Consider the following 23,571-nt stretch of genomic DNA (forward strand, 5'->3'; position numbering starts at 1 on the left):
CAGGGAAGGGCGGCCCGAAGGACTCAGGCGGTCTCGGCGCGCTGGCTGTGGTCGCGGGCCATCAGCAGGTAGAAGGCCGGCAGCACGAACAGGGTCAGTGCAGTGCCGATGCCCAGTCCGGTCGCGATCGTCAGGCCGATGGCGAAGCGGCTTTCCGCGCCGGGGCCGCTGGCGATCAGCAGGGGCACCATGGCGACGATCAGGGCGGCCGAGGTCATCAGGATCGGGCGCAGGCGGATCGCGGCGGCGTCGAGCACGGCCTGGCGACGATCGAGGCCCTTTTCGATCTGCAGCTGGTTGGCGAACTCCACGATCAGGATGCCGTTCTTCGAGACCACGCCGATCAGGGTGATCAGGCCGACCTGGGTGTAGATGTTCATCGTCGCGAAGCCGAGCATGATGAAGGCCATCGCGCCGGCCACGCTCAGGGGCACCGAGACCAGGATGATGAAGGGGTCGCGCCAGCTCTCGAACTGGGCGGCCAGCACCAGGTAGATCACCAGCAGGGACAGGAAGAAGGTCACGACCAGGGCGCTGCCCTGCTGCTTGAACTGGCGCGACTGGCCCTTGTAGTCGTAGTTGTAGCCGGCCGGGAAGCTGTCGGCCGCGCGCTGCTCGAGAAAGGCGACTGCGTCACCCAGCGCCACGCCTGGCGCCAGGACGCCTTCCAGGGCCAGCGAGTTGAGCTGGTTGAACTGGGTGCGCCGCGAGGGTTCGATGCGTGACTCGAAGGAGACCACCGTACTCAGGGGGACGAGCTCGCCGGAGTCGCTTCGCAGGTAGTAGTTGTTCAGGTTCTCCACCGTGGCGCGCGACAGGTCCTCGACCTGGGGGATCACCTCGTAGGAGCGGCCCTGCATGTTGAAGCGGTTGATGTAGCCGCCGCCGAGCATGCTGGAGAGCTCGCGGCCCACGTCGGCCATCGACAGGCCCAGGTCGGCGACCCGATCACGATCGACGACCACTCGCATCATCGGCCGGTCGAAGTCGATCGATTTCTGCAGGAACATGAACAGGCCGCTCTGGAAGGCCTGGCCGAGCAGGCCGTCGGCCACCTGTACGAGCTCGTCGTAGGGGCGGGCGGTGGTGATCACGAACTGCAGCGGCAGGCCGTCGCCGGCGCCGGGAATCGCCGGCCGCGTGAACACCGAGGTGCGCAGGCCGGTGACTTCGGAGACGGCCCCCTGCAGCATCGGTTCGACCTCGAACTGGCTGATGTCGCGCTCGTCCCAGGGCTTGAGCTTGAAGCCGCCGAAGACCGTGTTGGGCGACAGGGCGCCGAGCAGCATGAAGCTCTCGTCGTAGCCGGGCAGCTGCTCGAAGCGTTCCTGCAGCTGCGAGCCATAGCGCTGCATGTAGTCCAGCGTGGCCGTCTGCGGTGCGGCACCGGAGTAGAGCAGGATGCCCTGGTCCTCGGTCGGCGCCAGCTCGTTCTGGCTCAGCTTGAACATGCCGAAGATCGAGACCAGCAGGATGGCCGCCAGCACCACCACCGTGCCCGTCGAGGCGAGGGTCCAGTCCAGGGTGCGACGATAGGCATCGGCCAGGCGCTCGAAATTGTGCTCGACGGCCTGCTCGAAGCGGGACCGGTCCGAGCCGTCCTTGCTTTTGGGCTTGAGCACCTTGCCCGAGAGCATCGGCGAGAAGGTCAGGGCCACCACGCCGGAGATCAGTACGGCGCCGGCCAGGGTGAAGGCGAACTCGGTGAACAGGGCGCCGACCAGGCCGCCCATGAAGCCGATCGGGGCGTAGACCGCGACCAGGGTCAGGGTCATGGCGATGACCGGCGTGGCCATCTCGCGGGCCCCGTTCAGTGCCGCTTCGAAGGGCTTTTCACCCTGCTCGATGTGGCGGTGCACGTTCTCGACGATGATGATCGCGTCGTCGACCACCAGGCCGATCGCCAGCACCATGGCCAGCAGGGTCAGCAGGTTGAGGGAAAAGCCGAGCAGCAGCATGATCAGCGCGCCGCCGATCAGCGACAGGGGCACGGCCAGGGACGGCACCAGGGCCGCGCGCAGCGAACCCAGGGACAGGAAGACCACGATCAATACGATCAATACGGCTTCGAGCAGGGTCTTGATGACCTCGTCGATGGACTGGTCGATGAACTCCGAGGCATCGTAGGGCAGTTCCACCGCGAGCCCGTCGGGCAGCTGCGAGCGGATGTCGGGCAGCAGCTCGCGCACCCGCGCCGCCACGTCCAGAGGGTTGGCGCCCGGCGCCATTTCGATGGCGACATAGGTCGAGGGCTGGCCCTTGTAGTTGGCGATCGAGTCGTAGGTCTGGGAGCCCAGCTCGGTGCGCGCGATGTCGCCCAGGCGGACGATGCCGCCTTCGTCTTCCTTGATCACCAGGCGTTGGAACTGATCCGGATCGGACACGTCGGTGTTGGTCGACAGGTCGATGCGTACCAGCTCATCACGTGTATTGCCGATGCCGGCCTGGTAGTTGTTGGCGAGCAGGACCTGAACCAGCTCGCGGGCGGTCAGATCGATGGCGGCCAGGCGCTGGGGGTCGATCCAGATGCGCTGGGCGAAGCGGCGGCCGATCAGTTCGGCCTTGCCGACGCCCTGCAGGGCCTGGAGCCGGGGCTGGACTTCGCGCAGCAGGTAGTCGGTGATCTCCGGAACCGGGATCGACTCGCTGAAGAAGGCGATGTACATCAGCGCCGTCGACTCGCCCGTGGTCGAGGTGATCACCGGATCGCGGGCGGCGTCGGGCAGGTTGTTGCGCTGGCTGGCGACCTTGGCCTGGATTTCGGCCAGGGCGTCATTGGCGTCGTAGTTGAGCACCATCCGGGCCTCGATCGTCGACACGCCCGGCGAACTGGTGGAGGCCAGGTAGTCGATGCCCGTGGCCTCGGCGATGGCCTGCTGCAAGGGCGTGGTCACGAAGCCCTTGACCAGTTCCGAATCGGCCCCGGGATAGGCGGTCGTGACCGTGACCGTCGTGCTTTCCAGCTTGGGGTACTGGCGCACTTCCAGATCCATGGCCGCGCGCAGGCCGAGGAGCAGGATGAGCAGGCTGACGACCGTCGACAGCACCGGCCGCTGGACGAACAGATCGGTAAAGCGCATTACCGCGACTCCGCGCCGCTCGCGGCTTCAGCGTCGGCCGCTGGCCTGACCTGCACGGCCTGGCCATCGCGCAGGCGCTGCAGGCCGGCGGCGACGACCCGGACATCGGCGTCCAGGCCCTCGAGGATTTCCACCTGGCCGTCGCGCACCTCGCCGGTGCGGACCTGGACGCGCTCGACGCGCTGTCCGCCTTCGTCCTCGTCGATCCGGTACACGAAATCGCCGTAGGTGTTGTAGGAGATGGCGGTGCGCGGCACGGTGATCACCTGACGCTCGATGTCTTCGAACACCGTTACGTTGGCGAACATGCCGGGCCGCAGGCGGCGGTCGGGGTTGCTCAGGCGAGCGCGCACTTCCACCGTGCGGGTGGCGGGACGCACCGAGGATTCCAGCGCCAGCACTTCGCCGGTGAAGACCTCATCGGGATAGGCCGCCACGCGCACCTCGACCGCATCGCCGGTCCGGATGCGCGGCAGTTCCGCCTCGCCGATGGTGAAGTCGACGTGGATCGGATCGAGCACGTTGATCTCGACGATGGGCGTGCCGACCGGGACGAACTCGCCCAGGTCGACCTGGCGCAGTCCGAGGGTGCCGGAGAACGGGGCGCGCACGGACTTCTTGGCCAGCAGGGCCTGCTGCTCGCTGACCCGGGCCTGAGACGCTTCATAGGTCGCGCGCGCCTCGTCGAACTGCGCCTGGGAGACCGCGTCCTGGCCGATCAGATCCGAGAAGCGCTCGAACTGCTGGCGGGCGCGGCGCGCTTCGGCCTCGGCGGTGGCCAGGGCCGCGACATCGGTTTCGTCGTCCAGGTGCACCAGCAGATCGCCGGTCTGCACCCGCTGGCCGGATTCGAATTCGATGCGATCGACCACGCCGGCAATCTCGTTGGCCACGCGCACGCCATTGACGGCGCGCAGGTCGCCGATCGCGCTGACCGTGGCCTGCCATCGCTGCAACTGCGAGCGAGTCGCCTCGACCTGGGCCGGCGGCGGCTGGCGGGACATCGCGGCCTGCTGGCCCTTGAGCTGCAGGTAGCGCAGGCCGAACAGGCCGCCGAGGATCAGGAACAGGACGAGGAGCCCGACGAGCAGGCGGGGTGCGTTTCGCATGGGAAGGGGATTCCGTCGAATTATTCCAATATTTTAGACCCTTGCCGTCGATCGAACTGTGACCGCTTCGACAGTGGCGCAAATTCCTGTCCGTCGCTCGATCCGGCACGGGCGCCGGGCCTGTCCTGGGCCTATACTCGAACGTTCGATTCAGGCGCAGGGAGCAGCGAGGAGATGGAGCAGAACCTGAAGGAGAAGACCGGCCGCGATCTCGAGGAGTGGAAGGCGCTGCTGGCAACGAAGGAATTGATCAAGCACGGCGAGATCATGACCTTCCTCAAGGGCGAATGCGGCCTCACCCATGGCTACGCCAATCTGATCGCGCTGAAGTTCCGCGAGGCCGACGCGGCCTCCAGTGCGCCGGCGGATCTGGTCGAGGCCCAGTACGAGAAGAAGGCCTCGCTGCGGCCCATCTACGAGCGCCTGCGCGAGGTCATGGTCGAGTTCGGCGACGATGTCGAAGTCGCACCGAAGAAGGCGGCGGTCAGTTTTCGCCGCAAGCGCCAGTTCGCCCTGGTCCAGCCGAGCACGAAGACCCGCGTCGATTTGGGGCTGAAGTTCGACGACAAGCCCACCGCGGGCCGGCTGGAAGGCTCCGGGCCCTTCGGAACCATGTGCAGCCACCGCGTCCAGCTCACCGAGCCCGAGCAGGTCGACGAGGAGCTGATCGCCTGGCTGCGCGAGGCCTACGAGCAGGCCGGGTGAGCGCAGCAATCGGAAGGGGGAGGGCTGTGGCATGAAGGTGCTGGTGACCGGGGCGGGCGGCTTCATCGGCTCGGCGATCGCGGAACGCCTGCTGAGCGCCGGGCATGAGGTCCGTGCCTGCGCCCGAGGCCCCGGCAACCTGCCCGCTAGCGACCGCGTCGAGCGTCGGGCCGTCGACCTCAATGAGATGCTCACGCCCGAAGCCTGGCTCCCCCTGATAGAAGGCGTGGATGGCGTGGTCAATGCCGCCGGCATCCTGCGCGAGACGCGCCGCGGGGACTTCGAGCGGATCCACTGCACGGCCCCCTGGGCCCTGGCCGAAGCCTGCCAGCGTTCCGGGGTGCGTTCCTATGTGCAGATTTCAGCCCTGGGCGAGCCGGAGGACGGTGAGTTCGTGGCCTCCAAGCATCGCCTGGATGCCCGCCTGGCTGCCCTCGACGGGCTCGATGCCGTCGTGCTCCGGCCGTCTGTCGTCGTGTCGCGGCGCGGCTCCTATGGTGGCACTTCGATGCTTCGGGCCATGGCCGCGCTGCCCGGCGTACTCGTGCTGCCGGGCCGGGGCGAACAGCGCATCCAGCCGCTGTGGCTGGAAGACCTGGCCGAGCTGGTGCATCTCGCGCTGGCCCGTCGGGAACTCGACGAACGGGTGCTCGACGTTGTCGGCCCGGACACCCTGACCCTGCACGACTACCTTGCCCTGACCCGGCAATGGCTGAAGATCGCGCCGCCGAAGCTGACCGTGCACGTGCCGATGCCGCTGGTGAGCCTCGCCAATGCCCTGGGCGACCGGCTGCGCGCCGGCCCCCTCGGACGGACTATGGGGCGAATGCTCGAGCGCGGCAATGTCAGTGAGGAGAGCGCGGCGCGTGCGGATCGGGCACTGGGCTTTTCGATGGGCTCGATCCGCGATGGCCTGAGCCAATCGGCGAGCTTCGTGCAGGACCGCTGGCAGGCGCGGCTGTACCCGCTCATTCCCTTGGCCTGGCTGAGTCTGGTCATCATCTGGTTGCTGTCGGCGGCCAGCGGCTACCTGGCCCGGCCGCAGGACTACGCGCCGCTGCTCGATCAGATGGGGGTGCCCGTGTCCATGCAGGCCTCGCTGGTGCTGGCCACCTCGTCGATCAACCTGCTGCTGGGCCTGGCGCTGGCCCTGCGGCGCGCGATCGTGCCGGTGCTCGCGCTGATGCTGGTCTCGGTCCTGGCCTACACGATCGGTCTTGGCGTGCTGGTGCCGGCGCAGTGGCTCGATCTGACCGGCGGCCTGCTCAAGAACCTGGGCCTGGTGCTGCTGATCGCCTTCATGCTGGTCCTGGAGCAGCGACGCTGATGACCGACTACTTCACCCTCAAACTGATCCACATCCTGTCCGCCACCGTGCTGTTCGGCACGGGTCTTGGCACGGCCTTCGCCATGTGGCGGGCCGATGCCAGCGGCGACATCCGCGCCATCGCCGTGGTCTCGCGCAACGTCGTGCTGGCCGACTGGCTGTTCACCACGCCGGCCGTCATCGTCCAGCCGCTGACGGGTTTCTGGATGCTGCATCTGCTCGGCATCCCGATGAGCCTGACCTGGGTCTGGCTCAGCCTGCTGCTCTATGTCGCCATCGGCCTGTGCTGGATTCCGGTGGTCTTCATCCAGCTGCGCGTGGCGCGCCTGAGCGCCGAGCTGGCGGCTGCAGGGCAGGCGCCCGATCTCGCCTATCGACGCCTGATGCGGGCCTGGTACGCCCTGGGCTGGCCGGCCTTTCTGGCCACGATCGGCATCTTCGGGCTGATGGTCTTCAAACCGGCCTGAGCTGGCGCCGGGCGAGCCCGGTCAAGGCCCCGATGGCGGGCAGTGCGCGGTACCGACAAATGGAGTAGCATCCGAGCACAGGGAGGCCGTGGTTCGGGTACGAACGAATGCATGGTCAGAGAAGAAACCCGCCAGGGCCGCCAGGCCAAAGGGGACAAGATGAAGACCATCCATTCGATTGCTTTTGCGGCATTCGGACTGCTTTCCTGTGGCGCTTCCGCCCAGGTCATGGAAGCACTGCAGACCGGTGACACCTGCAGCTTCTTCGGCGAGGACGTGCCGGCCAGCGTCACCACCTTCGCCTCCGACAGGGAGGCCGAATCGGCCATCTCGCGGATCGTCGACGCCTCCGGTCTGGTGCAGAACTTCCAGATCCGCGCCGCCGGCGTGCCCAACGCGGCCGCCGTCGTCTACGAGGACAAGCGCTACATCCTCTACAACCAGCACTTCATGCGCGACACCACCAGCCAGGCCAACAACAGCTGGGCGCCGATCAGCATCATGGCGCACGAAGTGGGCCACCACCTCAATGGTCACACGCTGGAAGCCGGCGGCAGCCGCCCGCCGATCGAGCTCGAGGCCGACTACTACTCCGGCTTCATCCTGCAGCGCCTCGGAGCCTCGCTGGACGATGCCCGCGTGGCCATGGAAGTGCTGGGTTCGGACGTCGGTTCCGATACGCACCCGGCCAAGAACGACCGCCTGGCCGCCATCACCAATGGCTGGATCCGGGCCTGCCAGTCCGATTCCAGCTGTGACCAGCAGACCCCCGACAATGGTGGTGGCCTGAGCCCCGACTCGCAGAACGCACCGCGCATGCCGACCAGCCCGCCGGTCAGCACGCCGCCGCCGACCCAGTCCGGCGAGAACAGCTGCCGCTGGGCCTTCGACGGCGAGTGTGACGAGCCGAACCTCTGCGCCGCCGGCACCGACACCGCCGACTGCTCCGCCGCAGGCCCGAACAGCTGCCGCTGGGCCTTCGACGGCGAGTGTGACGAGCCGAACCTCTGCGCCAGCGGCACCGACACGGCGGACTGCAGCGGCGGTGGCCAGGCCGGCGGTCCGAACAGCTGCCAGTGGGCCTTCGACGGCGAGTGCGACGAACCCAATCTCTGCCCGCCGGGTTCGGACACCGCCGACTGCAGCGGTTCCAGCCCCGTCGACCGCGCCAACAGCTGTCAATGGGCCTTCGATGGCGAGTGTGACGAGCCCAACCTCTGTGCCAGCGGCACCGACACGGCGGACTGCCGCGGCGGTGGCCAGGCCGGCGGCCCGAACAGTTGCCAGTGGGCCTTCGACGGCGAGTGCGACGAGCCCAACCTCTGCCCGCCGGGCTCGGACACGGCCGATTGCCAGAGCGGTCCGAACAGCTGCCAGTGGGCCTTCGACGGCGAGTGCGATGAACCCAACCTCTGCCCGCCGGGCTCGGACACGGCGGACTGCCGGAGCGCCGGAGCGCTGAAGACCAGCTCCCAGCCGGCCCGCCAGGGCAACGCCTCCCTGTACCCGAGCGGACAGCCCATGCAGGACTGCGGCTGCTGGGGCGCCAACCCGGTCCAGACCGCACCGGAACCGCTTTGCCAGCGTGGCCACGTGCAGCTGGCCATCTGCGACGGTGCATGCCCGGGCGGCGGCAGCCCCTACGGCTACATCTGCCAGTAGTTCGACCCCACGGCGGGGGTGGCAAGGCCGCCCCCGCCCGCCAAACGAGGACCGATGCCACCGCGAATCCGCGCCCGCTTCGAGGCCCCCGACGAGCCCCTCGAAGCCCTGATCGACCACGCCGACCGAGCCTTCATCCGGGCCGGAATGGCCGGCCGCAACCGAGCCGATCCGGAACAGGCCCCGGCCCCCTGAGCCTTTCCGGAAACCGGAAACCGGAAACCGAACGGAGGAATCCCGATGACCCTCGCCACTCCAGTCACCGCCAGGCAACGACTCGATGTCCTGGACATCCTCCGCGGCTTCGCCCTGTTCGGCATCCTGCTGGCCAATTCCCTGATCTTCTCCGGCGTCTTCTTCGCCAACATGGTCGGCGCCGTCGAGTCCACGCCGCTGGACACGGTGTTCTTCTACGTCCAGGAAGTCTTCATCCACGGCAAGTTCTACTCGATCTTCTCCATCCTCTTCGGCATCGGCTTCTACCTCTTCTACAGCCGGGCCGCCGAGCGCATGCCTCGACCGGGCCGCCTGTTCGCCCGTCGCCTGGCCATCCTGCTGGGCATCGGCATCGTCCACGCCACCCTGATCTGGGCCGGCGACATCCTGATCCTCTATGCCCTGCTGGGCTTCCTCCTGCTGGCTTTCTTCCACGCTCGACCAAGGACCCTGCTGCTCTGGGTCGCCGTGTTCCTGGGGCTCAAGGTCGGCGTCTACTGCCTGATGTGGGCCAGCGGCATGGGCGACCCCATGGGCCCACCGCCACCGGGCACCCCACGGGACCCGGACGCCTTCAACCCCATCCAGGTGATGCTGAACGGCTTCCCCGGCGGCTACTTCGACGTGCTTCAGGCCAACGCCGTCCAGCTGGTCGGGCGCTGGATGAACCTGATCCTCAGCCTGCGACCGTTCCCGGTGCTGGCCATGTTCGTGCTGGGGCTCTGGATCGGCAAGCAGGGCATTGCCGCCGACCTGGCACGCCATCGTGGTCTGCTCGAAACCATGGCCTGGCTCGGCCTGGTCGGCGGTGTGATCCTGAACGGACTCTGGGCCTGGCTGGCCAGCGATGCCACGCCGTACCTGCCGGGCTCGGCGCTCGGCGCGGTGGAGGTGCTGGTGGAAACGATCGGCGTTCCCCTGCTGGCCCTGGGCTACATGGCGGCCTTCGCGCTGCTGGTCAGCGGCGCAGGGCAGGGGAGGCTGGTGAACTGGCTGGCCCCCGTCGGGCGTATGGCCCTGACCAACTACCTGATGCAATCCATCCTCGCCGGCCTGATCTTCTACGGCTACGGACTGGGCTACTACGGCCAGGTCGGCTTCGCCGGCGCCACGTTGATGGTGGTGCCGATCTTCCTGCTGCAGATTCCCCTGAGCCACTGGTGGCTGGGACGGTACCGATATGGGCCGATGGAATGGGTCTGGAGAAAGCTGACCTACGGCGGCGAAGTACCGATGAAGCGCTGAAGCCGACAGGCCGAACGGCCTCGCTGCGCCGTTGCACCGCCTTGATTTGACGACAGCCGCTTGTGTCTGCCAATATGCGGCCTAGTGGGTGGCTTGGTGGTGTTATGAGGAAAGTTTCCGGTTTTTCGCAGACCTCGAAGCGGGTAGAAACGCCTGCTCCATCGAAGGCCAACCCCGAATTCGCCCCGGAGCTAAGTGGAATCCGTCCACCTAACTCCGTTTCTCTGGCTTTTCCCAGTTAGTTGTAGTTAGCTGTCACGGAGCCGGAAATGTTGTCGACATATCAGCGCGAACCGACCAGTGAGGTTTCATGCCCTAGTTGCAAGAAGCAGATTCGCTTCTACGCTTTCTCGGCCATGGGAGATATGGCCCCGCACTTTTACTGCACCCGCTGTTCCAACGTGTATTTTTCCGAGACAATGCGTCGGAAACGTAAGCAGCAAGGAGCAACGGCAGACCTTCTATCTGAACTTGAGGATTCACTTCCGAAATGTCCATGCGGTGGCCAATTTCGGCCAGACCAAAGCCCGAAATGCCCCCATTGCCACGTGGAGCTCGCACATCAGGACACTCCGATGAGCAAGCTAAGTGATCCCTTTGCTATCTTGCTGGACGGCGCAAGTGCGGTATCTCCAAGCAATGACAGCTAACAAATCGCTGCAGCTGACGTTTGACCCGCCACCTACTTTCTCTGTCGCAAAAGTAGGCGTCGCCTCAAACGCAGCTGAGCTCAGGCGTTATACCCGAGGGAGAGACAAAGAATGCCTGGATACATATTCTTTTCAGATCAAAAAGAAATGGATGCGCCCATCTACCGGATCTTCGGGGTGGAGCGACTCTTTCAGCTTTTTGATGTTCAGAAGCTTGCATTGGTTAAGCCGTCCGCCTGGGATGATCCTTTCGAAAACTTCATTCTAAAGTCAAAAGCACGATTAGAAAATGGCGAACTTGCTGAGTTCGCATACGCAAATGACCTTTATGGCCAGTGCTGGTCTTTCAAAGAAGAAAGCGACGCAATGTGGCGCATTTACTCTGCTAACCAGTACGGTGTCAAAGTTAAAACAACTCCAAGAAAGCTGAGAGAGGCGTTAGCGGGATCCGTGCCGTATTCGGATATTTCCGCATTTATTGGAAAGGTTCGTTATCACACGGATGCGCAGCTTAGAGGAATGCTGAATGATCGTGCTCGTATGCAAAGAAAGGTTTTTGATGGGGCGGGACAAGGGCTAGCGGAAACTTTATTGTTTAAGCGAACAGCTTTTGAGCATGAGCAAGAAGTGCGCTTGATTTACTCAAAAAATGATGGCAGAGAATCTCAGGATATTTTTCTTTTTCCCTTTGATCCATTCTCCAACATAGAAGAAGTCGTTTTTGATCCGCGCATGGATAATCGGCTGGTTGAAATATATTCAAATCATATCCGATCTCTGGGTTTCAAGGGCAAAATCCAAAAATCAACACTTTATGAAATTCCAAATCTAGAGGTACAGGTATAACAAAGCCTTCAACCGAGCGCGGGTTAAGCTCCGGGTCGGCTTCGCCGGGTTGGGTCATTGTCCGCGCTGGTTAAGGCGAATGTTAGAGCAATACAGCAATAGAGCAATAGAGCATGAGTGATCAAATCCCTCCTTCCCGACAAGCCCTGAGAGAAGCTCTGGCATTATCCGAAGACATATTAAAAAATATTGAGCTAAGCGAAATGCCACTTGCAAATATTTTGCTGAAGGCGTCTAGACTAGCTCGATTGTTAAATGATTTTGATAATCAAAAAATAATGGAGCTAGAAGCTAGCGGATATCCTTCTTCTCCTAATGGTGTTGATCCTGTCATCTATCGGCTAGCTGTAATTGCAGGCCGTGAGTCCCAGCAGAAAGATGCAAAAACAGAAAAAATAAATAATTACATATATTTGAATTCGATTGAGGAGCTGGAGCAGGAAGTAAAGTCCGCCGACTCGGCTTTGGCTGCGGCTCGTGATCCTGATGTTTCAGTATCATCGGCCAATCCAAGCCAGATGGTTTGGAACCCCGTTGGAAATAAATTCGAGAGGGATACCATTCGGACGAACGCAGCCCGCGCACAGCGCAGGCTATCATCACGGCGGTCGTTCATATATTCCTATGCATTAAAACGGCATCATGAACTTAAGTTCTCAGGAATAGCAGACGATATATTTTCTCGAGTGCGTGAAAGCGTGGATAACGCAATCGGCGAGAGAGTTCCAGGTGCGGCCCAGAAGCTTTCAGCTGTTTATGAAAATTTACAATCCGAGAACCCGGAAGACTGGGCTAATGCTGTTCACAGTTGCCGTCGAATTCTTCAGGATCTGGCAGACTCATTGTATCCACCAAGAGATGATGTTGAAAAAGAAATTGGCGGGAAAAAACGTTTAATAAAACTTGGGCCAGATAACTACATAAATAGATTGATAGCATTCCTTGAAGAAAATTCAGAGTCAGAAAGATTTGAAGAAATTGTTGGAAGTCACCTTGGGTTTGTGGGTGATAGGCTAGATAGTGTATTTCAGGCTGCCCAAAAAGGGTCCCACGCTGCTGTTTCCAAAGAAGAAGCAGACCGCTATGTTGTTTATACATACTTGGTCGTCGGAGATATGTTGAGCCTGCTGTGAAAAGCTCTAACAAGTCATATATGGACTCCTCCCGCAACCCGAGACTGAACGACGCATGAGGTTGGATTCGTTGCAAGCGTATATTCGGCCTCTTGTTGATCGCGGATATTCCTCGATCGGGCCATCATGAGTTCCGCGTACCGCGGGCCATTCGCTCAAAGCGGCATTGGCTATGCCGAACTTGTTATCGGCCTTGTGCGGTACCGGTCCAACCTGTGGTGTCATGAAGCGTTCGGTCTCTTCGCAAACGGTGCAGAGGGATGATTGACGGGTCAGCTCAAGACTGGACCGGGGTTGAACGGGGCGCGTTGTTTCCAGACCGCCCAGCAGATCCGAGCCATCTTGTTGGCCAGGGCAACGGTGGCCTTGTTGAAGCCGACCCGCTGCTCGAGTCGCAACGCCCAGCGCTGGAGTCGGTTCAGGGGTTTGCCGGCCTTGGCCAGGGTCTTGGCTCGACAGAGTGCCGACCGAGCGCCATGGATGATCAGCATCCGGAGGTACTTGTCGCCGCGCTTGGTGATCCGTCCCAGCCATCGCTTGTTTCCACTGGAGCATTCCAGCGGTGTGATCCCCAGCCACGATGCGAAGTGTCGACCGGACTTGAAGTGATCGGGCGAGCCGGCGCAGGCGACGAGTGCGGTGCTGGTCAACAGCCCGACGCCCGGGACCTGCTGAAGTAGGGAGACCTCGTCGTTATCGCGTGTGAGGGCGTGGATCTGTTGCTCGGCGAGCGTGATCTTGGCTTCCAGATCAGTGATCTCCTGAAGCAGTTCGGAGAATACGGCGCGAAGGCCGGCGGGAAAGCCCTCCTGATCGATGATCGCCTGGGCGTGGCGTTTGGCCGCGTTGGGTCCAGCCGGGATGGCATGGCCAAGTTCCCGGAGGCATCCGCGAAGTCCGTTGATGCGAGCGACACGGGTGGATTTCCACTGCTCTCGAACCCGATGCAGCTGTTGGATCTGCTGCTGGTCAACGGACCGGACCGGGACAGGATGAACCCGCCCGCTTCGATAGGCATCGAGCAGGGCTTCGGTGTCGGTCTGATCGGTCTTGTTGCGCAGTCGGTACTTTCTGACGAACTGGGCGGGGAGCATGATGGGTTCATGCCCGAGCTCCCGAGCCTGTCTGCACCAGAAGTGGGCGCTGCCGCAGGCCTCGAACAACACGATGGAGCGATCGGCTTTGGCGAGGAATGCCTCGAACCGGGTTCGCGACAGCCGGTGATGGGCGTAGGCCTTGCCCTGAGCTCTGGCGAGGGCGACCTGGAAGACCTCCTTTGCGAGATCGACGGCGATGAGAGTAGACTGGTTCATGGACTCCTCCTGTCGTGGGACATTCAACGAAACGCACCCGAATGTTGGCACATCGCGATGCCGGTAAAAACGCGGGAGGAGTCCATTTCATCAATCAAATACGCGCCTTCGGCGCCGGACGCAGCAAAGCTGCGCCGACTATTGAGGCGTTAGGTTCAAGAAGGCCCACGGAGGGTGAATGGGAAGAAGGAGATACAAAAGGCGTAGCAGTGCTGGATCGATAGTGCGAGATGCCGCAGATATCGGCGCCAAACTAAGTTGGCAGGGTGCTTTAATCCTCGGCGCACTATTGTTCATCGTTTTCTATCTTGCGATTCCAGCCTGGATTAACTCTGTGCTCGAAGGGCAGAAAAATAGCATGTTCTATCCAACGCTAGAGGCCGTGTTCGCGCGCCGTACGCATTGGGTCCAATGGGTGGGGATCGCCTGCGCACTTGTTGGGGCGTTCTTCGCACTAAGAAACTACCATTATGGAAACAGCGCCAGCGGTGACGAGCGGGGGCTCGTGGCGCTACTGGCGCGCCTTCTTGGTCGGTCACTTGATTAAGAGCCTACCAAGGCGGTCAAGCCATTCGTCGCTACGCTCCTCATTCGGACGTTCAGCGCTCCGCACTTGCTCTGGCATGGATTCGCCATTTTTACCCGATCAAGCGCTCCATGCTGAAGGCAGCCTACGTGGGTGTTTTACATCAGGGAGGCCGCGGGCCAGGCCCATACAATCCGGGAGGCATAACAAATGACGGACATCATTCAGCACCTTAAAGAGGAAGAAAACGACTTCTACTCTGATGACGACCTATTCAAGATCTCATCGTGGGGCGCCGATCTTTCCTTTCGTGAACTGATAGCCCGGTATGACGACAACGAATTGGTGAAGCCCGAACTTCAGCGTAAGTATGTTTGGGACAGAACTGAGGCGTCCCGCTTCATTGATTCCTTATTGCTCGGCCTCCCTGTCCCAAGCATTTTTCTAGCGAAAGCGTCAGACGAGAGAATGCTAATCATTGACGGTTACCAAAGGATTATGACCGTCTACGACTTCGTGCGTGGAATCTATTCGGGAGACGGGAAGGTATTTAAGCTTTCAAGATCAGAGAAAATCAATTCTCGTTGGAGAGGAAAAGCCTTTGCCGAACTTGGCGACGCAGAACAACGGAGGATCCGAAATACAACCATTCACGCCATAATTTTCGTCCAAGATCAGCCTTCTGACACTGATACGAGCCTGTATCAGGTTTTCGAGCGCATCAATACGAGTGGGCGAACATTGATGCCTCAGGAAATACGGAACTGTGTGTATCAAGGGGTATTGAACGATCTTCTGATTGAGCTAAACAAAACCGACGACTGGCGTTCTTTGTTCGGAGGCAACGAAGATGCCCGGATGCGAGATATGGAGTTTATTCTTCGTTTCTATGCTCTCGACCCGTCAGAGACTGGGGCTATCGACAAGGAGCGCATTTCTCTGAAGAAGCACCTCAACCAGTTCATGAAAAGGAATTCGACCGCGCCGAACGGCCAGTTAGAAGAATTCCGTGCTCGCTTTTTGGGCGCTATGCGCCTCATTCACGAAACTTGGGGTAAGTCGGCGTTTCATAACGTCTCACCGACAGATCCAAATCGATTGGTGAGGAAGTTCAGTCCTACCATTTTTGATTCCATCTCAATCGCAGCAGCTGTCGCTCTTCATCAAGGGCTCGGTTTGGCCCCTGGGGATGCAGAGTCTAACAGAAGAAGGCTACTGCACGATCCGGATTATCGCACCGCGATAAGCAAAGAGACGATGACTAAGGACTCCATTACCCGTCGCACTTCTCTGGCAATTGAGTACCTGTTTGGTGCTGGTCATGAAGAATGACGCTGTCAGAGCCTTGCTGGATGATTGCGAAACGGAGCTTGCTGCTATCGAGACGCTTATTAACAGCCTCGGCCTTGGAAGCACGATCGTTCCCTACTTGAGTAAGTATGGGCTCATCAAGGCCTGCGGAACCATCGAGCAGGCGTTTAAGTCCGTAGTTGCCGATCGCTGCTCGTATCGTGCTCGCTCACAGATCAAGAACTACCTTGAAGATAACGTGCGAAACAGCTCCTCTAATCCATCGTTCTCTAACATCTGCAAGCTATTGAAATCTTTCGATGAGAGCTGGAAGACTGGATTTAAAGGTGGAGTCAATATGCACGCTAGAGCTAGTTCTTTAAAAACATCACTGCAGTCATTAGTTGACGCAAGGAATGAGTTCGCTCATGGGGGCAACCCTAGAGTATCCATTGGTGATGTGCGGCAGTATTACCAGGATGCAAGGGAAGTGATTGTCGAACTCGACCGCGTGGTACGCTGATGCATAGCAAAGTGTTGCAGCGGACATTTGACCCGCTGCCCACTTTTTCTGCCGCAAAAGCAGGTGGAGGGTCAAGTGCCGCTGAACACAGGCGTTGGGAGCAGTTGACGTATATGCATACAGTTTGCGCGCTTGGCGCATGGAGATCGAGTTCGTCCTGGAAAAGGCGTCCTCCACGTCCGCAAACACCGAGGTGGTTTCGCCCATGCGGAGCAGCCGCTCCGGGATTCACTTGGCTTCACTATTGAGGATCCCGACTCGGAAGGGAGTCTCGCTTCGTCACTTCTGGCGCGGATTCTCTGGGAAGAATGCTGGTCGTGATCCACACCCCGCGGGATGATCGGGTCCGAATCATTTCCGCGCGGAAGGCCAGCGCCAACGAGGCAAGGCACTACCATTGGTAAAGAGTATGATTTCAGCAAGGGTAAACGGGGTTCCGCGGTAGAATCCACCGGAAAGACCCGCATCACCATCTTGCGTGATAACGACATTATCGAGTCATTTCGAGCGCGGGCTGAAGCCACAGGTGTTGGTTATCAAACCGCGATCAATGAGGCCGTTCGGGCAGCCCTGGATGACGAGAGTGACCCGGTAACTTCCAGCAAACCAAGGGATATATTTCGGCTGGAGTGGCATCATGCCGACTGGGCGTCGAACAGAAAGAGCTCGAGCGGATGTGGGGTAACTTTCGGGCCTGCGAAGCCGGGCTGGCTTTGCGCCTGCGCCGCTTTGGATGGACCTTGGCCATGAAGATCAGGAATCAGAAAAGTGCCATGAAAATGGAATCAACAAAGCTCCTTCTCGTTGCCGCGCTGTCGTTGGTCACTGTTTGCGCCAATGCTTCCGAAACGATCGCCATCAGCCCGACGAGTAGGGCGGCATTGTTGGACGGTCAATGCGGCAACGATGAATGGGAGGTAGCTACAAGGATCGAGTTACCCGCACAGGCCTCGATTCATGTCATGCACGATAGCGAGTACTTCTATCTCTGCGCCAAAGCCAAAGAAGACGACCACACGGTGCTTGATCTCTATATCGAGAATGCGCAAACGGGACATCTCCATAGATTTCACCTGTCCGCCCAGATGGGTGAAAGCGTGCTTACGGAGCAAGGGTGGAGTGAGTCGGCTCCATGGGACCTGGACGGCTTCGCTGGCTTCTGGGTGCCGTATGCCGGGCTGGAAGACCCGGGCAATAGAAGCGGCCCCAGATTCGCTAGAGGAACACACAGACAAATACAGATATCACGCAACAAGTTCCCCGGTATTACGTGGAACATTATGATTGGTGTAAGCGGCGTTACGCATGAAGGTGAGAGGGCGGAATTCCTCTACCCTGAAGGGGCGTTGGATAGTGACGCTTCGACTTGGCGCCAGTTTTCATTTTCTGAGTAGCGGCGCCTGTGAGTGAGTGCGGATCCTCTTGGGCTTTTCCCTATTGGTGAGGGTGGCTTTTGACTACGCGGTCGAAATGCCGCCGAACGCCGACTGGAGAAACCCCTTGGGGGCGATGCAAGGACGTTAGGCTTCTGGACAGGGAGACAGAGAATTGAAGTGGTTATCCAGGTTCATCCTTTCGGCAGGTGGCCATGAGGTGCCGGAGGAGATTGGTCAGGAGCCTGATCCCACCCAGGAACGGGTTGGGGTCCATTTGCTGTCTGACTTTGGGGAGGGTTACGCGTATGTCTCCGAGGAGCCGTCAATACCGATTGTGGTCGAGTTGATGGAAGGCCTCGATTGGGAGCGTGGATTCTTTCAGGTGATCGTTACACTTGCTCCCGGCGTGTCCATGGAGCTTGGGGGCTCCTTGAATGGAGTCGATGGCCTGTCGGGTGTGTATCGGAACCGTGCCGAGCAGCTTCATCTGGTGACTTCCGTGCCCCCGGACAGCGTGGAGGACATGGTCGAAATCATGCAATCCTTCATACGTAAGGATGGTCTTTGGCAGGACAAGTACCAATTCAGCTGATGCCTGACAGGGCTTTCAAGCCCAATCCGGCTACAATAGCCGCAAGGCTCATTGGCCTCTGTCTCCCTCACATTGGTGCCATGCAGGAAAGCAGATGACCGTTGGACCGATCAGGAGTATTGTTCTGGGCTCTGGGGCCTTCGTGGTGCTTCTTGCGATTTCGCAGTTGGCCGCAAGTGAGCTTCAAGCGGATGGTACATACCATGAAAATTGGTTGGAGGGGGTCTCGTCGATTCTCGCCTGGTTCTTGCCTGGACTGATTTCAGGCTGGGTGCTTAGAGAGCGGCCGATCATGGTCGGATGCATTCTAGGCTTGCTTGTTCTGGTCATCGAGTTTCTGGTGGTCACGCTGATCGATGGTTCGGACTGGGCCTTTGCAGCGCTACTGGCGTTCCCGGGAGCAACGCTTTTCGGTGTCTTTTCCGTCGTCGTTTTTACCTATGCCGGCTCGCGACTGAGGCAACTGCATCATTCAGAACGGAGCAATGCTGCATAATGGGCCTGACGGGCTGTTTCGAGTTTCCCTCCACGGGGGGAGATAGAGCGCGCGGCTTGGGCTGAAGGCGACGAGGGAAGGAGAACGACGCATGACCGACATGAAGATCGACTTGATGGAAAGCCTGAAGCGTCGTTTTTGAGAAAGATATATCGGTTTGTTCGCCACCTGTTCGCACGCCAGGGTCGAGCGGGATCGGCAATTCCTTGGGTGCGGTTCCGTAGGGTGGCGCTGCTGAACTTCCACGGTAGGGCGTCAAGTAATGGGTTCCTTTCAAAAACGTGCGCTGCTGATATTGCTCTTGTCAACGATCGGCGCTTGCGATAGTTCCAGTGATTCTGTCGACTCCTCTTTCGTGGCGGCGCAGGGCTTGATATTGGTTGGCAACGGGACGGTTGCCGAAATAGCGAGTGCCATTCGGGGATACGATGAAATGCGCAGAAACGTGTATCCGGCAAAATTTCGTATCGAGCTTCATCCGCAAAGTCAGGGTTCCGTCGCGGTTCTTTTGCCGGACGGGCTTCCAGCCTATGATCTGCCGAATCTGACGGGCTGGCTGAGCGCTCCGCCAGAACAGGAAGACGTTTCGGATGCCAGGTGCTGGATAACGTCTCCTGGAAATGGCGAGCAGTATTATCTCGAACCGGAGCTGGACAATCGTTGGGGGGACACCCTGATCGGGGCCAGCTCTGCTGGGAAGTCCATCCGAGTTTCCTTGCCGGAAACGGGTCTGTCGGAAGTGACATCAGTGTTTTCCTACAGGGAGGAACCTGAAATAGAATTGGCCGAGAATCCGGTTGTTCTGTACTTGACACTGGATACCAATACCGGCTTCGGCAACCCCACCTTTGTCATTGATAGTCCGATCGACCATGATTGGCGGTGGTAGAGATGACAAACGGGCCAAGCTGTTCCTGTTTCACCTTGGCGCGAACGCGCCAAGGCGCGCCGCTTGGCCAGAGCGCTGAATGAATGAAGACGGCTCTAGGCGTTCCTCGGCGCCTGTCACGGTTGGGTGGTATCTAAGCCCCATCGAGGCCGAAATTGCCCGCGGTCGCCTGGACGTTGAGGGAATTCCGGCGTTCCTGCACAGCCACGGCCATTCGCAGCTGGATTGGCCAATGACGCTTGCTTTGGGTGGTGTTCGTCTGCAAGTTCCTCCGAGCTTGGCCTCCGAAGCCCTCGATATACTGGCTTCTGTAGAACCGCTCCCGGACGGCGAGGAGGACGTCTGTCCGGAGTGTGGGTCGACCGCGTCGGTTCCAAATGAACGATCCTGGCGGCTTGCATTCCTGGTAGTTCATCTCGTCTCGATTCCCCTTCCTTTCAGACGAGGCCGAAGAAAGTGCCTTCGATGCGGTTCAAAGTGGCAGTAGGTATCGTGTGGTCTGGTCGGCTGCATGGCCGGGGAGGATTCACAGAAGGCCAAGCGGTCCGGAGGCGCCTCGGGGCTTCGGTCTGTGGCGGTCGTCCAGGGACAGGGATTGAAACGCAATCCGCGGGCCTTCCACAAGCGGCCTGAGCCATCGAAGTCATGAGTGAACATCTTTCGGAGTACTGGTACCTGTACTGGGGCGTGCTCGCCACGGCGGCCTATTTCTGGTATCGCTTCAGGCAAACCGATTCCAGGAAGTCACGTGCCGAGCGCGCACGCTCACTGATGGCCGGCTCGCAGTATCTGGATCCGAACAGCGATCGGTACAGCAAGGGCTTGTTCGGTAGGCAGGTGCTGATCGTCATGGTCGGGATGGTGTTCGTGGTGATCGCGCTTTTCATCGTCTGGCTGCTCGGTTCCCTTTGATACGGCGCTTTCAGAGACCATCGCGCATCCAGCTTCCAAGCGGCTTCCGGCGCTGGATCGATCCGAGGCCTCGTCAGCTGGATGAAATTTGCGTTTCATGCCTCTGCCCGGGCATGCTGTCCCCTCTGATTGGTTTCGATCTGGACCGTCGATGAACCCCGAACCCTCCAAGTACCGCCGCGACATGGGCACGCTCGGCGTGCTCTTCATCGTGGTCAACGGCCTGATCGGTGCCGGCATCTTCGGGTTGCCCGAGGCGCTGCACGTGGCCGTGGGCAGTTTCGCGCCCTGGCTACTGCTGATCGGTGGAGTGCTGGTGATGGCAATTGTCGTCTGCTTTGCCGAGCTGACCCGCCTGACCGATCGCTCGGGTGGTCCGCAGCGCTATGCGGCCGATGCCTTCGGGGCCTATCCGGGCTTTGTCGTGGGCTGGACCTTCTATGCCGCCCGGCTCATCAGCCAGGGCGCGAACGTCCTGGTGCTGGTCGCCTATGCGGCCGCACTCTGGCCGGTGGTGGGTGAGGGCGCGGCGAAGGTGGCCTTGATCATCACGGTGCTGGGCGGCATCACGGTCGTCAACGTGATCGGCATCAAGCGCGTCGTGGCCGTGCTTGGGGCGATGACCCTGTTCAAGCTGCTGCCGCTGCTGATCCTGATGGTGGTTGGAATTTCTGCGGCAGCCAGCCCCGGACCTCTGGTGTTGCCGCAGTTCAGCGCCGTAGAGGGCATCGCCCTGGCGGCGCTCTATGCCTTTGTCGGCTTCGAGAACGCGACGATTCCGGCGGGCGAGACGCGGGATCCCCAGCGGTCCATGCCGCGAGCTCTGCTGCTGGGTCTGGCGCTCGTCACCCTGATCTATTTCGGCCTGCAGTGGGCCTACAGCCACAGCGTGATCGCCGGGACGGGGCCGGAGGCGCCGCTGACCGCCCTGGCGGGCGAGTACGGGGGCGACATCGGCGCCCTGCTGATCGCCGCGACCATCGTGATGAGCGTGCTGGCCAATCTGACCGCCGGCCATACCTCGGCCAGCCGCATGCCCTCGGCCATGGCCGATGACGGTCTGCTGCCCGGCTGGTTCGGCCGGGTGTCGCGCTGGGGCACGCCCGCCAATTCGATCGTCTTCTACGGCGTCGGGGCGATCCTGTTCTCCCTCTGGGACGACTTCCTGGCCCTGGCCGCCGTCAGCACTCTGGCCCGACTGCTCGCCTATGTCAGCTCGATCCTGGCCCTGCCGAGGCTCCGCCGCCAGGCGGGCCTGCCCGCGTTCAACACCTCGATCGTCCTGGCCGCGCCTGTCGCCCTGGTGCTCAGCCTCTGGGCTGCCACTCAGACCAATGCCTTCCACTGGCAGACCCTGTTGGGCTTCGCGGTGGTGGGCAGCTTGCTCTATTTCCTGGCCTGGCGAGGCCGTTCGCAGGGGGTGGGATGAGTCCGAGGATCGGGGCATAGGGGCGACTCCGAAGGCGATGCGGATCCGCCCCGCCTCGTCGTCGGCGGGTGGCCAGCGGACGGTATGTTGGCTGCGCATGATGTGTGCGCATGAATCCCGTGTTCGCCGCCGACGGGTGACTCATGGCACTGCATGATCGGGACTGCCCCGGGTTATAACAAAGTTCAAGGACGGTGGCCCGACGCACGGCGACGCCAGGTCTTCTCTCCGGCATCGGCATCGTATCTTCGCCTCATCGATAGGGACACGTCATGAATGCTTTGAACGCCATGCTTGCCACTGCCCTGCTTCTGGCCGCTGCGGGCGTCGATGCGGACGAGCCGCAGAAGGTGCTGATCGTCGTTTCCAACCAGGTCGACATGGGCGACCCCGAGCAGCACGATGCCAGAAACGATCTCTTCGAGGTGGCGCCGCCCTTTCATGTCTTTCTGAGCCACGGCTACGAGGTGGATTTCGTTTCGCCCGACGGCGGCCCGGTGTTCTTCATGCGTGATCCCCTGGGTATCAGCAGCTATGCCATCGCCTATGAGGGTTTTCTGGAGAGGACCGAGGCCACGCTCTCGCCCGAACAGGTGGACCCGGAAGCGTACTGGGGGGTGTTCATCGGCGGTGGCTATGGCGTCATGTTCGATGTGGCTGCAGATGAGGAAACCCAGGCGCTGATTGCCGGGATCCACGAAGCTGGAGGGATTCTCGGCGCCAGCGGTCATGGTTCGGCGGGCTTTGCCAATGTACGCCTGTCCACGGGCGCGTATCTGGTCGATGGCAAGCGGATCGCCGGCTTTCCCGACTCCACGGAAACGACCAAGGACTGGGCGGAGCAGGGCACCTTGCTGCCCTTTCTCCTGGAGACTCGACTCAACGAGCACGGCGCCATCGCGCTGAACAAGGAGTCCCTGGACGATCAGAACGAGGTGGTCATCGACCAGCGCATCGTGACCACGATGTTCCTGCCCTCCGCCGCCCTCGTCGCCAAGGAGATGATCCTTCTTCATGAGCAGGACGGTGCTCGGCCTGATGAATAGGTCCTGGCGAATGAGTTCGGTTTGGCCGTGCCCCTGGTGGCCGCCTGCTTCGGCCTGGTCTATTGGCGCAAGGGAGTTCGCGAGTTCGCTCGTGTCGAAAACTGATGGGTCCTGATTGCGCGGACCGGTCACGGTCATCGAGGAGGCCTTTTACTGGAGCGGCCGCCTCGAGGCAGGCTGCCAGCTCTATGCGCGCATGATTATTCAGAGGTTCCTTAGGTGCTAATGTCCTCCAGGGCCCGTGAAATCAACCCAGGAGTTTCATCGTGATCAAGGGTAGTTGTTGCTGCGGCGCGGTGCAGTTCGAAATCGACAGCAGCCCGCACATGCTCGGCATGTGCCACTGCAGCCGATGCCGCAAGCTCGGGGCGAGTGCCCTGGCCTTCGTGAGTGCGAAGGACTTCAGGATCACCGCCGGCCTCGATGGGATTGCCACCTACAAGGCCGAGCCACCGTTCCAGTTCGACCGGTGCTTCTGTTCGGCTTGCGGTACGGCGCTTGGAGATGTGTTTTCCGCCCAGGCGACTTTCCCGATCAACGCGCACTGCATCGACGCCGATCTCGCGCTCGAGATGAGTTTTCACGAGTGGGTCGCTGACAAGCCGAGCTGGTTCTGCATCGGCGACCAGGCCAGGCAGTTTGCCCAGGACCCGCACGACTAGTGCCAGGCTTCAGGCGGTGCAAGGGCAGCGTCGCCCCACGCCCGCAGTGGCCGACACCGGTGGTCCCGCACAGCTCG

24 protein-coding genes are annotated in these 23,571 nt (G+C 60.9%); 21 read left to right on the forward strand and 3 right to left on the reverse strand.

The window, feature by feature from the left end; translation table 11 throughout:
* Window positions 1-23: 23 nt before the first annotated feature.
* Together WM2015_RS04350 and WM2015_RS04355 are read right to left on the reverse strand one after the other, a co-directional pair.
* Window positions 24-3,080 (reverse strand): efflux RND transporter permease subunit, encoded by a 3,057-nt coding sequence (locus WM2015_RS04350; protein WP_049724896.1) that lies wholly within the window; start codon window positions 3,078-3,080, stop codon window positions 24-26.
* The gene (locus WM2015_RS04355) at window positions 3,080-4,189 is read right to left on the reverse strand and encodes an efflux RND transporter periplasmic adaptor subunit (protein ID WP_049724897.1); all 1,110 of its coding nucleotides are present in this window, start codon (window positions 4,187-4,189) and stop codon (window positions 3,080-3,082) included. The genes WM2015_RS04350 and WM2015_RS04355 overlap by 1 nt, the downstream gene beginning before the upstream one ends.
* A 174-nt stretch (window positions 4,190-4,363) precedes the next feature.
* Here WM2015_RS04355 and WM2015_RS04360 point away from each other — a divergent pair, with 174 nt between their 5' ends.
* From WM2015_RS04360 to WM2015_RS16020, 8 genes are all read left to right on the forward strand, one after another.
* Window positions 4,364-4,894, forward strand: coding sequence for a DUF5655 domain-containing protein (locus WM2015_RS04360; protein WP_049724898.1), 531 nt, complete (start codon window positions 4,364-4,366; stop codon window positions 4,892-4,894).
* 31 nt (window positions 4,895-4,925) lie between these two features.
* The gene (locus WM2015_RS04365) at window positions 4,926-6,221 is read left to right on the forward strand and encodes an NAD-dependent epimerase/dehydratase family protein (RefSeq protein WP_049724899.1); all 1,296 of its coding nucleotides are present in this window, start codon (window positions 4,926-4,928) and stop codon (window positions 6,219-6,221) included.
* Window positions 6,221-6,688 (forward strand): DUF2269 family protein, encoded by a 468-nt coding sequence (locus WM2015_RS04370; protein WP_049724900.1) that lies wholly within the window; start codon window positions 6,221-6,223, stop codon window positions 6,686-6,688. The genes WM2015_RS04365 and WM2015_RS04370 overlap by 1 nt, the downstream gene beginning before the upstream one ends.
* Window positions 6,689-6,799: 111 nt before the next feature.
* On the forward strand, window positions 6,800-8,350 hold the full coding sequence (locus WM2015_RS04375; protein ID WP_049724901.1) for a M48 family metalloprotease: 1,551 nt from the start codon (window positions 6,800-6,802) through the stop codon (window positions 8,348-8,350).
* Window positions 8,351-8,404: 54 nt separating this feature from the next.
* Entirely contained in the window at window positions 8,405-8,545 is a 141-nt protein-coding gene (locus tag WM2015_RS15770) for a hypothetical protein (RefSeq protein ID WP_156200850.1), read from the forward strand.
* Window positions 8,546-8,590: 45 nt separating this feature from the next.
* Window positions 8,591-9,811: a DUF418 domain-containing protein gene (locus tag WM2015_RS04380; RefSeq protein WP_049724902.1), complete on the forward strand. Its 1,221-nt coding sequence runs from the start codon at window positions 8,591-8,593 to the stop codon at window positions 9,809-9,811.
* Between the two features lie 761 nt (window positions 9,812-10,572).
* Window positions 10,573-11,307: a DUF2971 domain-containing protein gene (locus WM2015_RS15775; protein ID WP_156200852.1), complete on the forward strand. Its 735-nt coding sequence runs from the start codon at window positions 10,573-10,575 to the stop codon at window positions 11,305-11,307.
* A 113-nt stretch (window positions 11,308-11,420) separates the two neighbouring features.
* On the forward strand, window positions 11,421-12,440 hold the full coding sequence (locus WM2015_RS16020; RefSeq protein ID WP_169751096.1) for an AbiTii domain-containing protein: 1,020 nt from the start codon (window positions 11,421-11,423) through the stop codon (window positions 12,438-12,440).
* A gap of 272 nt (window positions 12,441-12,712) precedes the next feature.
* Here WM2015_RS16020 and WM2015_RS04385 read toward each other — a convergent pair whose 3' ends face one another.
* Complete coding sequence (locus WM2015_RS04385) at window positions 12,713-13,753, reverse strand: IS110 family RNA-guided transposase (protein ID WP_049724903.1); 1,041 nt, start codon at window positions 13,751-13,753, stop codon at window positions 12,713-12,715.
* Window positions 13,754-13,976: 223 nt separating this feature from the next.
* Between WM2015_RS04385 and WM2015_RS04390 the strand changes: the two genes are divergently transcribed.
* The 13 genes from WM2015_RS04390 to WM2015_RS04445 all read left to right on the forward strand — a co-directional run bounded on the left by WM2015_RS04390 (window position 13,977) and on the right by WM2015_RS04445 (window position 23,494).
* Window positions 13,977-14,300, forward strand: coding sequence for a hypothetical protein (locus tag WM2015_RS04390; protein ID WP_156200854.1), 324 nt, complete (start codon window positions 13,977-13,979; stop codon window positions 14,298-14,300).
* Window positions 14,301-14,489: 189 nt separating this feature from the next.
* Window positions 14,490-15,611 (forward strand): DUF262 domain-containing protein, encoded by a 1,122-nt coding sequence (locus tag WM2015_RS04395; RefSeq protein WP_049724905.1) that lies wholly within the window; start codon window positions 14,490-14,492, stop codon window positions 15,609-15,611.
* Complete coding sequence (locus WM2015_RS15780) at window positions 15,601-16,092, forward strand: HEPN domain-containing protein (protein ID WP_156200856.1); 492 nt, start codon at window positions 15,601-15,603, stop codon at window positions 16,090-16,092. Before WM2015_RS04395 ends, WM2015_RS15780 begins: the two co-directional genes overlap by 11 nt.
* Before the next feature lie 308 nt (window positions 16,093-16,400).
* Window positions 16,401-16,496, forward strand: a complete 96-nt coding sequence (locus WM2015_RS16200) for a BrnT family toxin (RefSeq protein ID WP_245609806.1) — start codon at window positions 16,401-16,403, stop codon at window positions 16,494-16,496.
* Window positions 16,489-16,842: a BrnA antitoxin family protein gene (locus tag WM2015_RS15560; RefSeq protein WP_082169856.1), complete on the forward strand. Its 354-nt coding sequence runs from the start codon at window positions 16,489-16,491 to the stop codon at window positions 16,840-16,842. The genes WM2015_RS16200 and WM2015_RS15560 overlap by 8 nt, the downstream gene beginning before the upstream one ends.
* Entirely contained in the window at window positions 16,767-17,486 is a 720-nt protein-coding gene (locus WM2015_RS04405; protein ID WP_049726973.1) for a hypothetical protein, read from the forward strand. The genes WM2015_RS15560 and WM2015_RS04405 overlap by 76 nt, the downstream gene beginning before the upstream one ends.
* A 154-nt stretch (window positions 17,487-17,640) precedes the next feature.
* Window positions 17,641-18,060: a hypothetical protein gene (locus tag WM2015_RS04410; protein ID WP_156200858.1), complete on the forward strand. Its 420-nt coding sequence runs from the start codon at window positions 17,641-17,643 to the stop codon at window positions 18,058-18,060.
* A 94-nt stretch (window positions 18,061-18,154) separates the two neighbouring features.
* On the forward strand, window positions 18,155-18,556 hold the full coding sequence (locus tag WM2015_RS04415; RefSeq protein ID WP_049724908.1) for a hypothetical protein: 402 nt from the start codon (window positions 18,155-18,157) through the stop codon (window positions 18,554-18,556).
* A gap of 262 nt (window positions 18,557-18,818) precedes the next feature.
* Window positions 18,819-19,445, forward strand: a complete 627-nt coding sequence (locus tag WM2015_RS04420; RefSeq protein WP_049724909.1) for a hypothetical protein — start codon at window positions 18,819-18,821, stop codon at window positions 19,443-19,445.
* A 645-nt stretch (window positions 19,446-20,090) separates the two neighbouring features.
* Window positions 20,091-20,357, forward strand: a complete 267-nt coding sequence (locus WM2015_RS04430) for a hypothetical protein (RefSeq protein WP_049724911.1) — start codon at window positions 20,091-20,093, stop codon at window positions 20,355-20,357.
* A 151-nt stretch (window positions 20,358-20,508) separates the two neighbouring features.
* Window positions 20,509-21,786 (forward strand): APC family permease, encoded by a 1,278-nt coding sequence (locus WM2015_RS04435; protein ID WP_049724912.1) that lies wholly within the window; start codon window positions 20,509-20,511, stop codon window positions 21,784-21,786.
* Between the two features lie 272 nt (window positions 21,787-22,058).
* A complete protein-coding gene (locus WM2015_RS04440) occupies window positions 22,059-22,832 on the forward strand; it encodes a type 1 glutamine amidotransferase domain-containing protein (RefSeq protein ID WP_049724913.1) in 774 nt (257 codons plus the stop codon).
* 266 nt (window positions 22,833-23,098) lie between these two features.
* Complete coding sequence (locus tag WM2015_RS04445; protein ID WP_049724914.1) at window positions 23,099-23,494, forward strand: GFA family protein; 396 nt, start codon at window positions 23,099-23,101, stop codon at window positions 23,492-23,494.
* Window positions 23,495-23,571 lie beyond the last annotated feature (77 nt).

Source organism: Wenzhouxiangella marina, assembly GCF_001187785.1.
Lineage (GTDB): Bacteria > Pseudomonadota > Gammaproteobacteria > Xanthomonadales > Wenzhouxiangellaceae > Wenzhouxiangella > Wenzhouxiangella marina.

Excerpts from the sequence above, each read along its gene's own strand:
- WM2015_RS04350 (WP_049724896.1), bottom strand. The coding sequence starts at position 3,080 with ATGCGCTTTACCGATCTGTTCGTCCAGCGGCCGGTGCTGTCGACGGTC.
- WM2015_RS04355 (WP_049724897.1), bottom strand. The coding sequence starts at position 4,189 with ATGCGAAACGCACCCCGCCTGCTCGTCGGGCTCCTCGTCCTGTTCCTG.
- WM2015_RS04360 (WP_049724898.1), top strand. The coding sequence starts at position 4,364 with ATGGAGCAGAACCTGAAGGAGAAGACCGGCCGCGATCTCGAGGAGTGG.
- WM2015_RS04365 (WP_049724899.1), top strand. The coding sequence starts at position 4,926 with ATGAAGGTGCTGGTGACCGGGGCGGGCGGCTTCATCGGCTCGGCGATC.
- WM2015_RS04370 (WP_049724900.1), top strand. The coding sequence starts at position 6,221 with ATGACCGACTACTTCACCCTCAAACTGATCCACATCCTGTCCGCCACC.
- WM2015_RS04375 (WP_049724901.1), top strand. The coding sequence starts at position 6,800 with ATGGTCAGAGAAGAAACCCGCCAGGGCCGCCAGGCCAAAGGGGACAAG.
- WM2015_RS15770 (WP_156200850.1), top strand. The coding sequence starts at position 8,405 with ATGCCACCGCGAATCCGCGCCCGCTTCGAGGCCCCCGACGAGCCCCTC.
- WM2015_RS04380 (WP_049724902.1), top strand. The coding sequence starts at position 8,591 with ATGACCCTCGCCACTCCAGTCACCGCCAGGCAACGACTCGATGTCCTG.
- WM2015_RS15775 (WP_156200852.1), top strand. The coding sequence starts at position 10,573 with ATGCCTGGATACATATTCTTTTCAGATCAAAAAGAAATGGATGCGCCC.
- WM2015_RS16020 (WP_169751096.1), top strand. The coding sequence starts at position 11,421 with ATGAGTGATCAAATCCCTCCTTCCCGACAAGCCCTGAGAGAAGCTCTG.
- WM2015_RS04385 (WP_049724903.1), bottom strand. The coding sequence starts at position 13,753 with ATGAACCAGTCTACTCTCATCGCCGTCGATCTCGCAAAGGAGGTCTTC.
- WM2015_RS04395 (WP_049724905.1), top strand. The coding sequence starts at position 14,490 with ATGACGGACATCATTCAGCACCTTAAAGAGGAAGAAAACGACTTCTAC.
- WM2015_RS15780 (WP_156200856.1), top strand. The coding sequence starts at position 15,601 with ATGAAGAATGACGCTGTCAGAGCCTTGCTGGATGATTGCGAAACGGAG.
- WM2015_RS16200 (WP_245609806.1), top strand. The coding sequence starts at position 16,401 with ATGCTGGTCGTGATCCACACCCCGCGGGATGATCGGGTCCGAATCATT.
- WM2015_RS04405 (WP_049726973.1), top strand. The coding sequence starts at position 16,767 with ATGTGGGGTAACTTTCGGGCCTGCGAAGCCGGGCTGGCTTTGCGCCTG.
- WM2015_RS04415 (WP_049724908.1), top strand. The coding sequence starts at position 18,155 with ATGACCGTTGGACCGATCAGGAGTATTGTTCTGGGCTCTGGGGCCTTC.
- WM2015_RS04420 (WP_049724909.1), top strand. The coding sequence starts at position 18,819 with ATGGGTTCCTTTCAAAAACGTGCGCTGCTGATATTGCTCTTGTCAACG.
- WM2015_RS04430 (WP_049724911.1), top strand. The coding sequence starts at position 20,091 with ATGAGTGAACATCTTTCGGAGTACTGGTACCTGTACTGGGGCGTGCTC.
- WM2015_RS04435 (WP_049724912.1), top strand. The coding sequence starts at position 20,509 with ATGAACCCCGAACCCTCCAAGTACCGCCGCGACATGGGCACGCTCGGC.
- WM2015_RS04440 (WP_049724913.1), top strand. The coding sequence starts at position 22,059 with ATGAATGCTTTGAACGCCATGCTTGCCACTGCCCTGCTTCTGGCCGCT.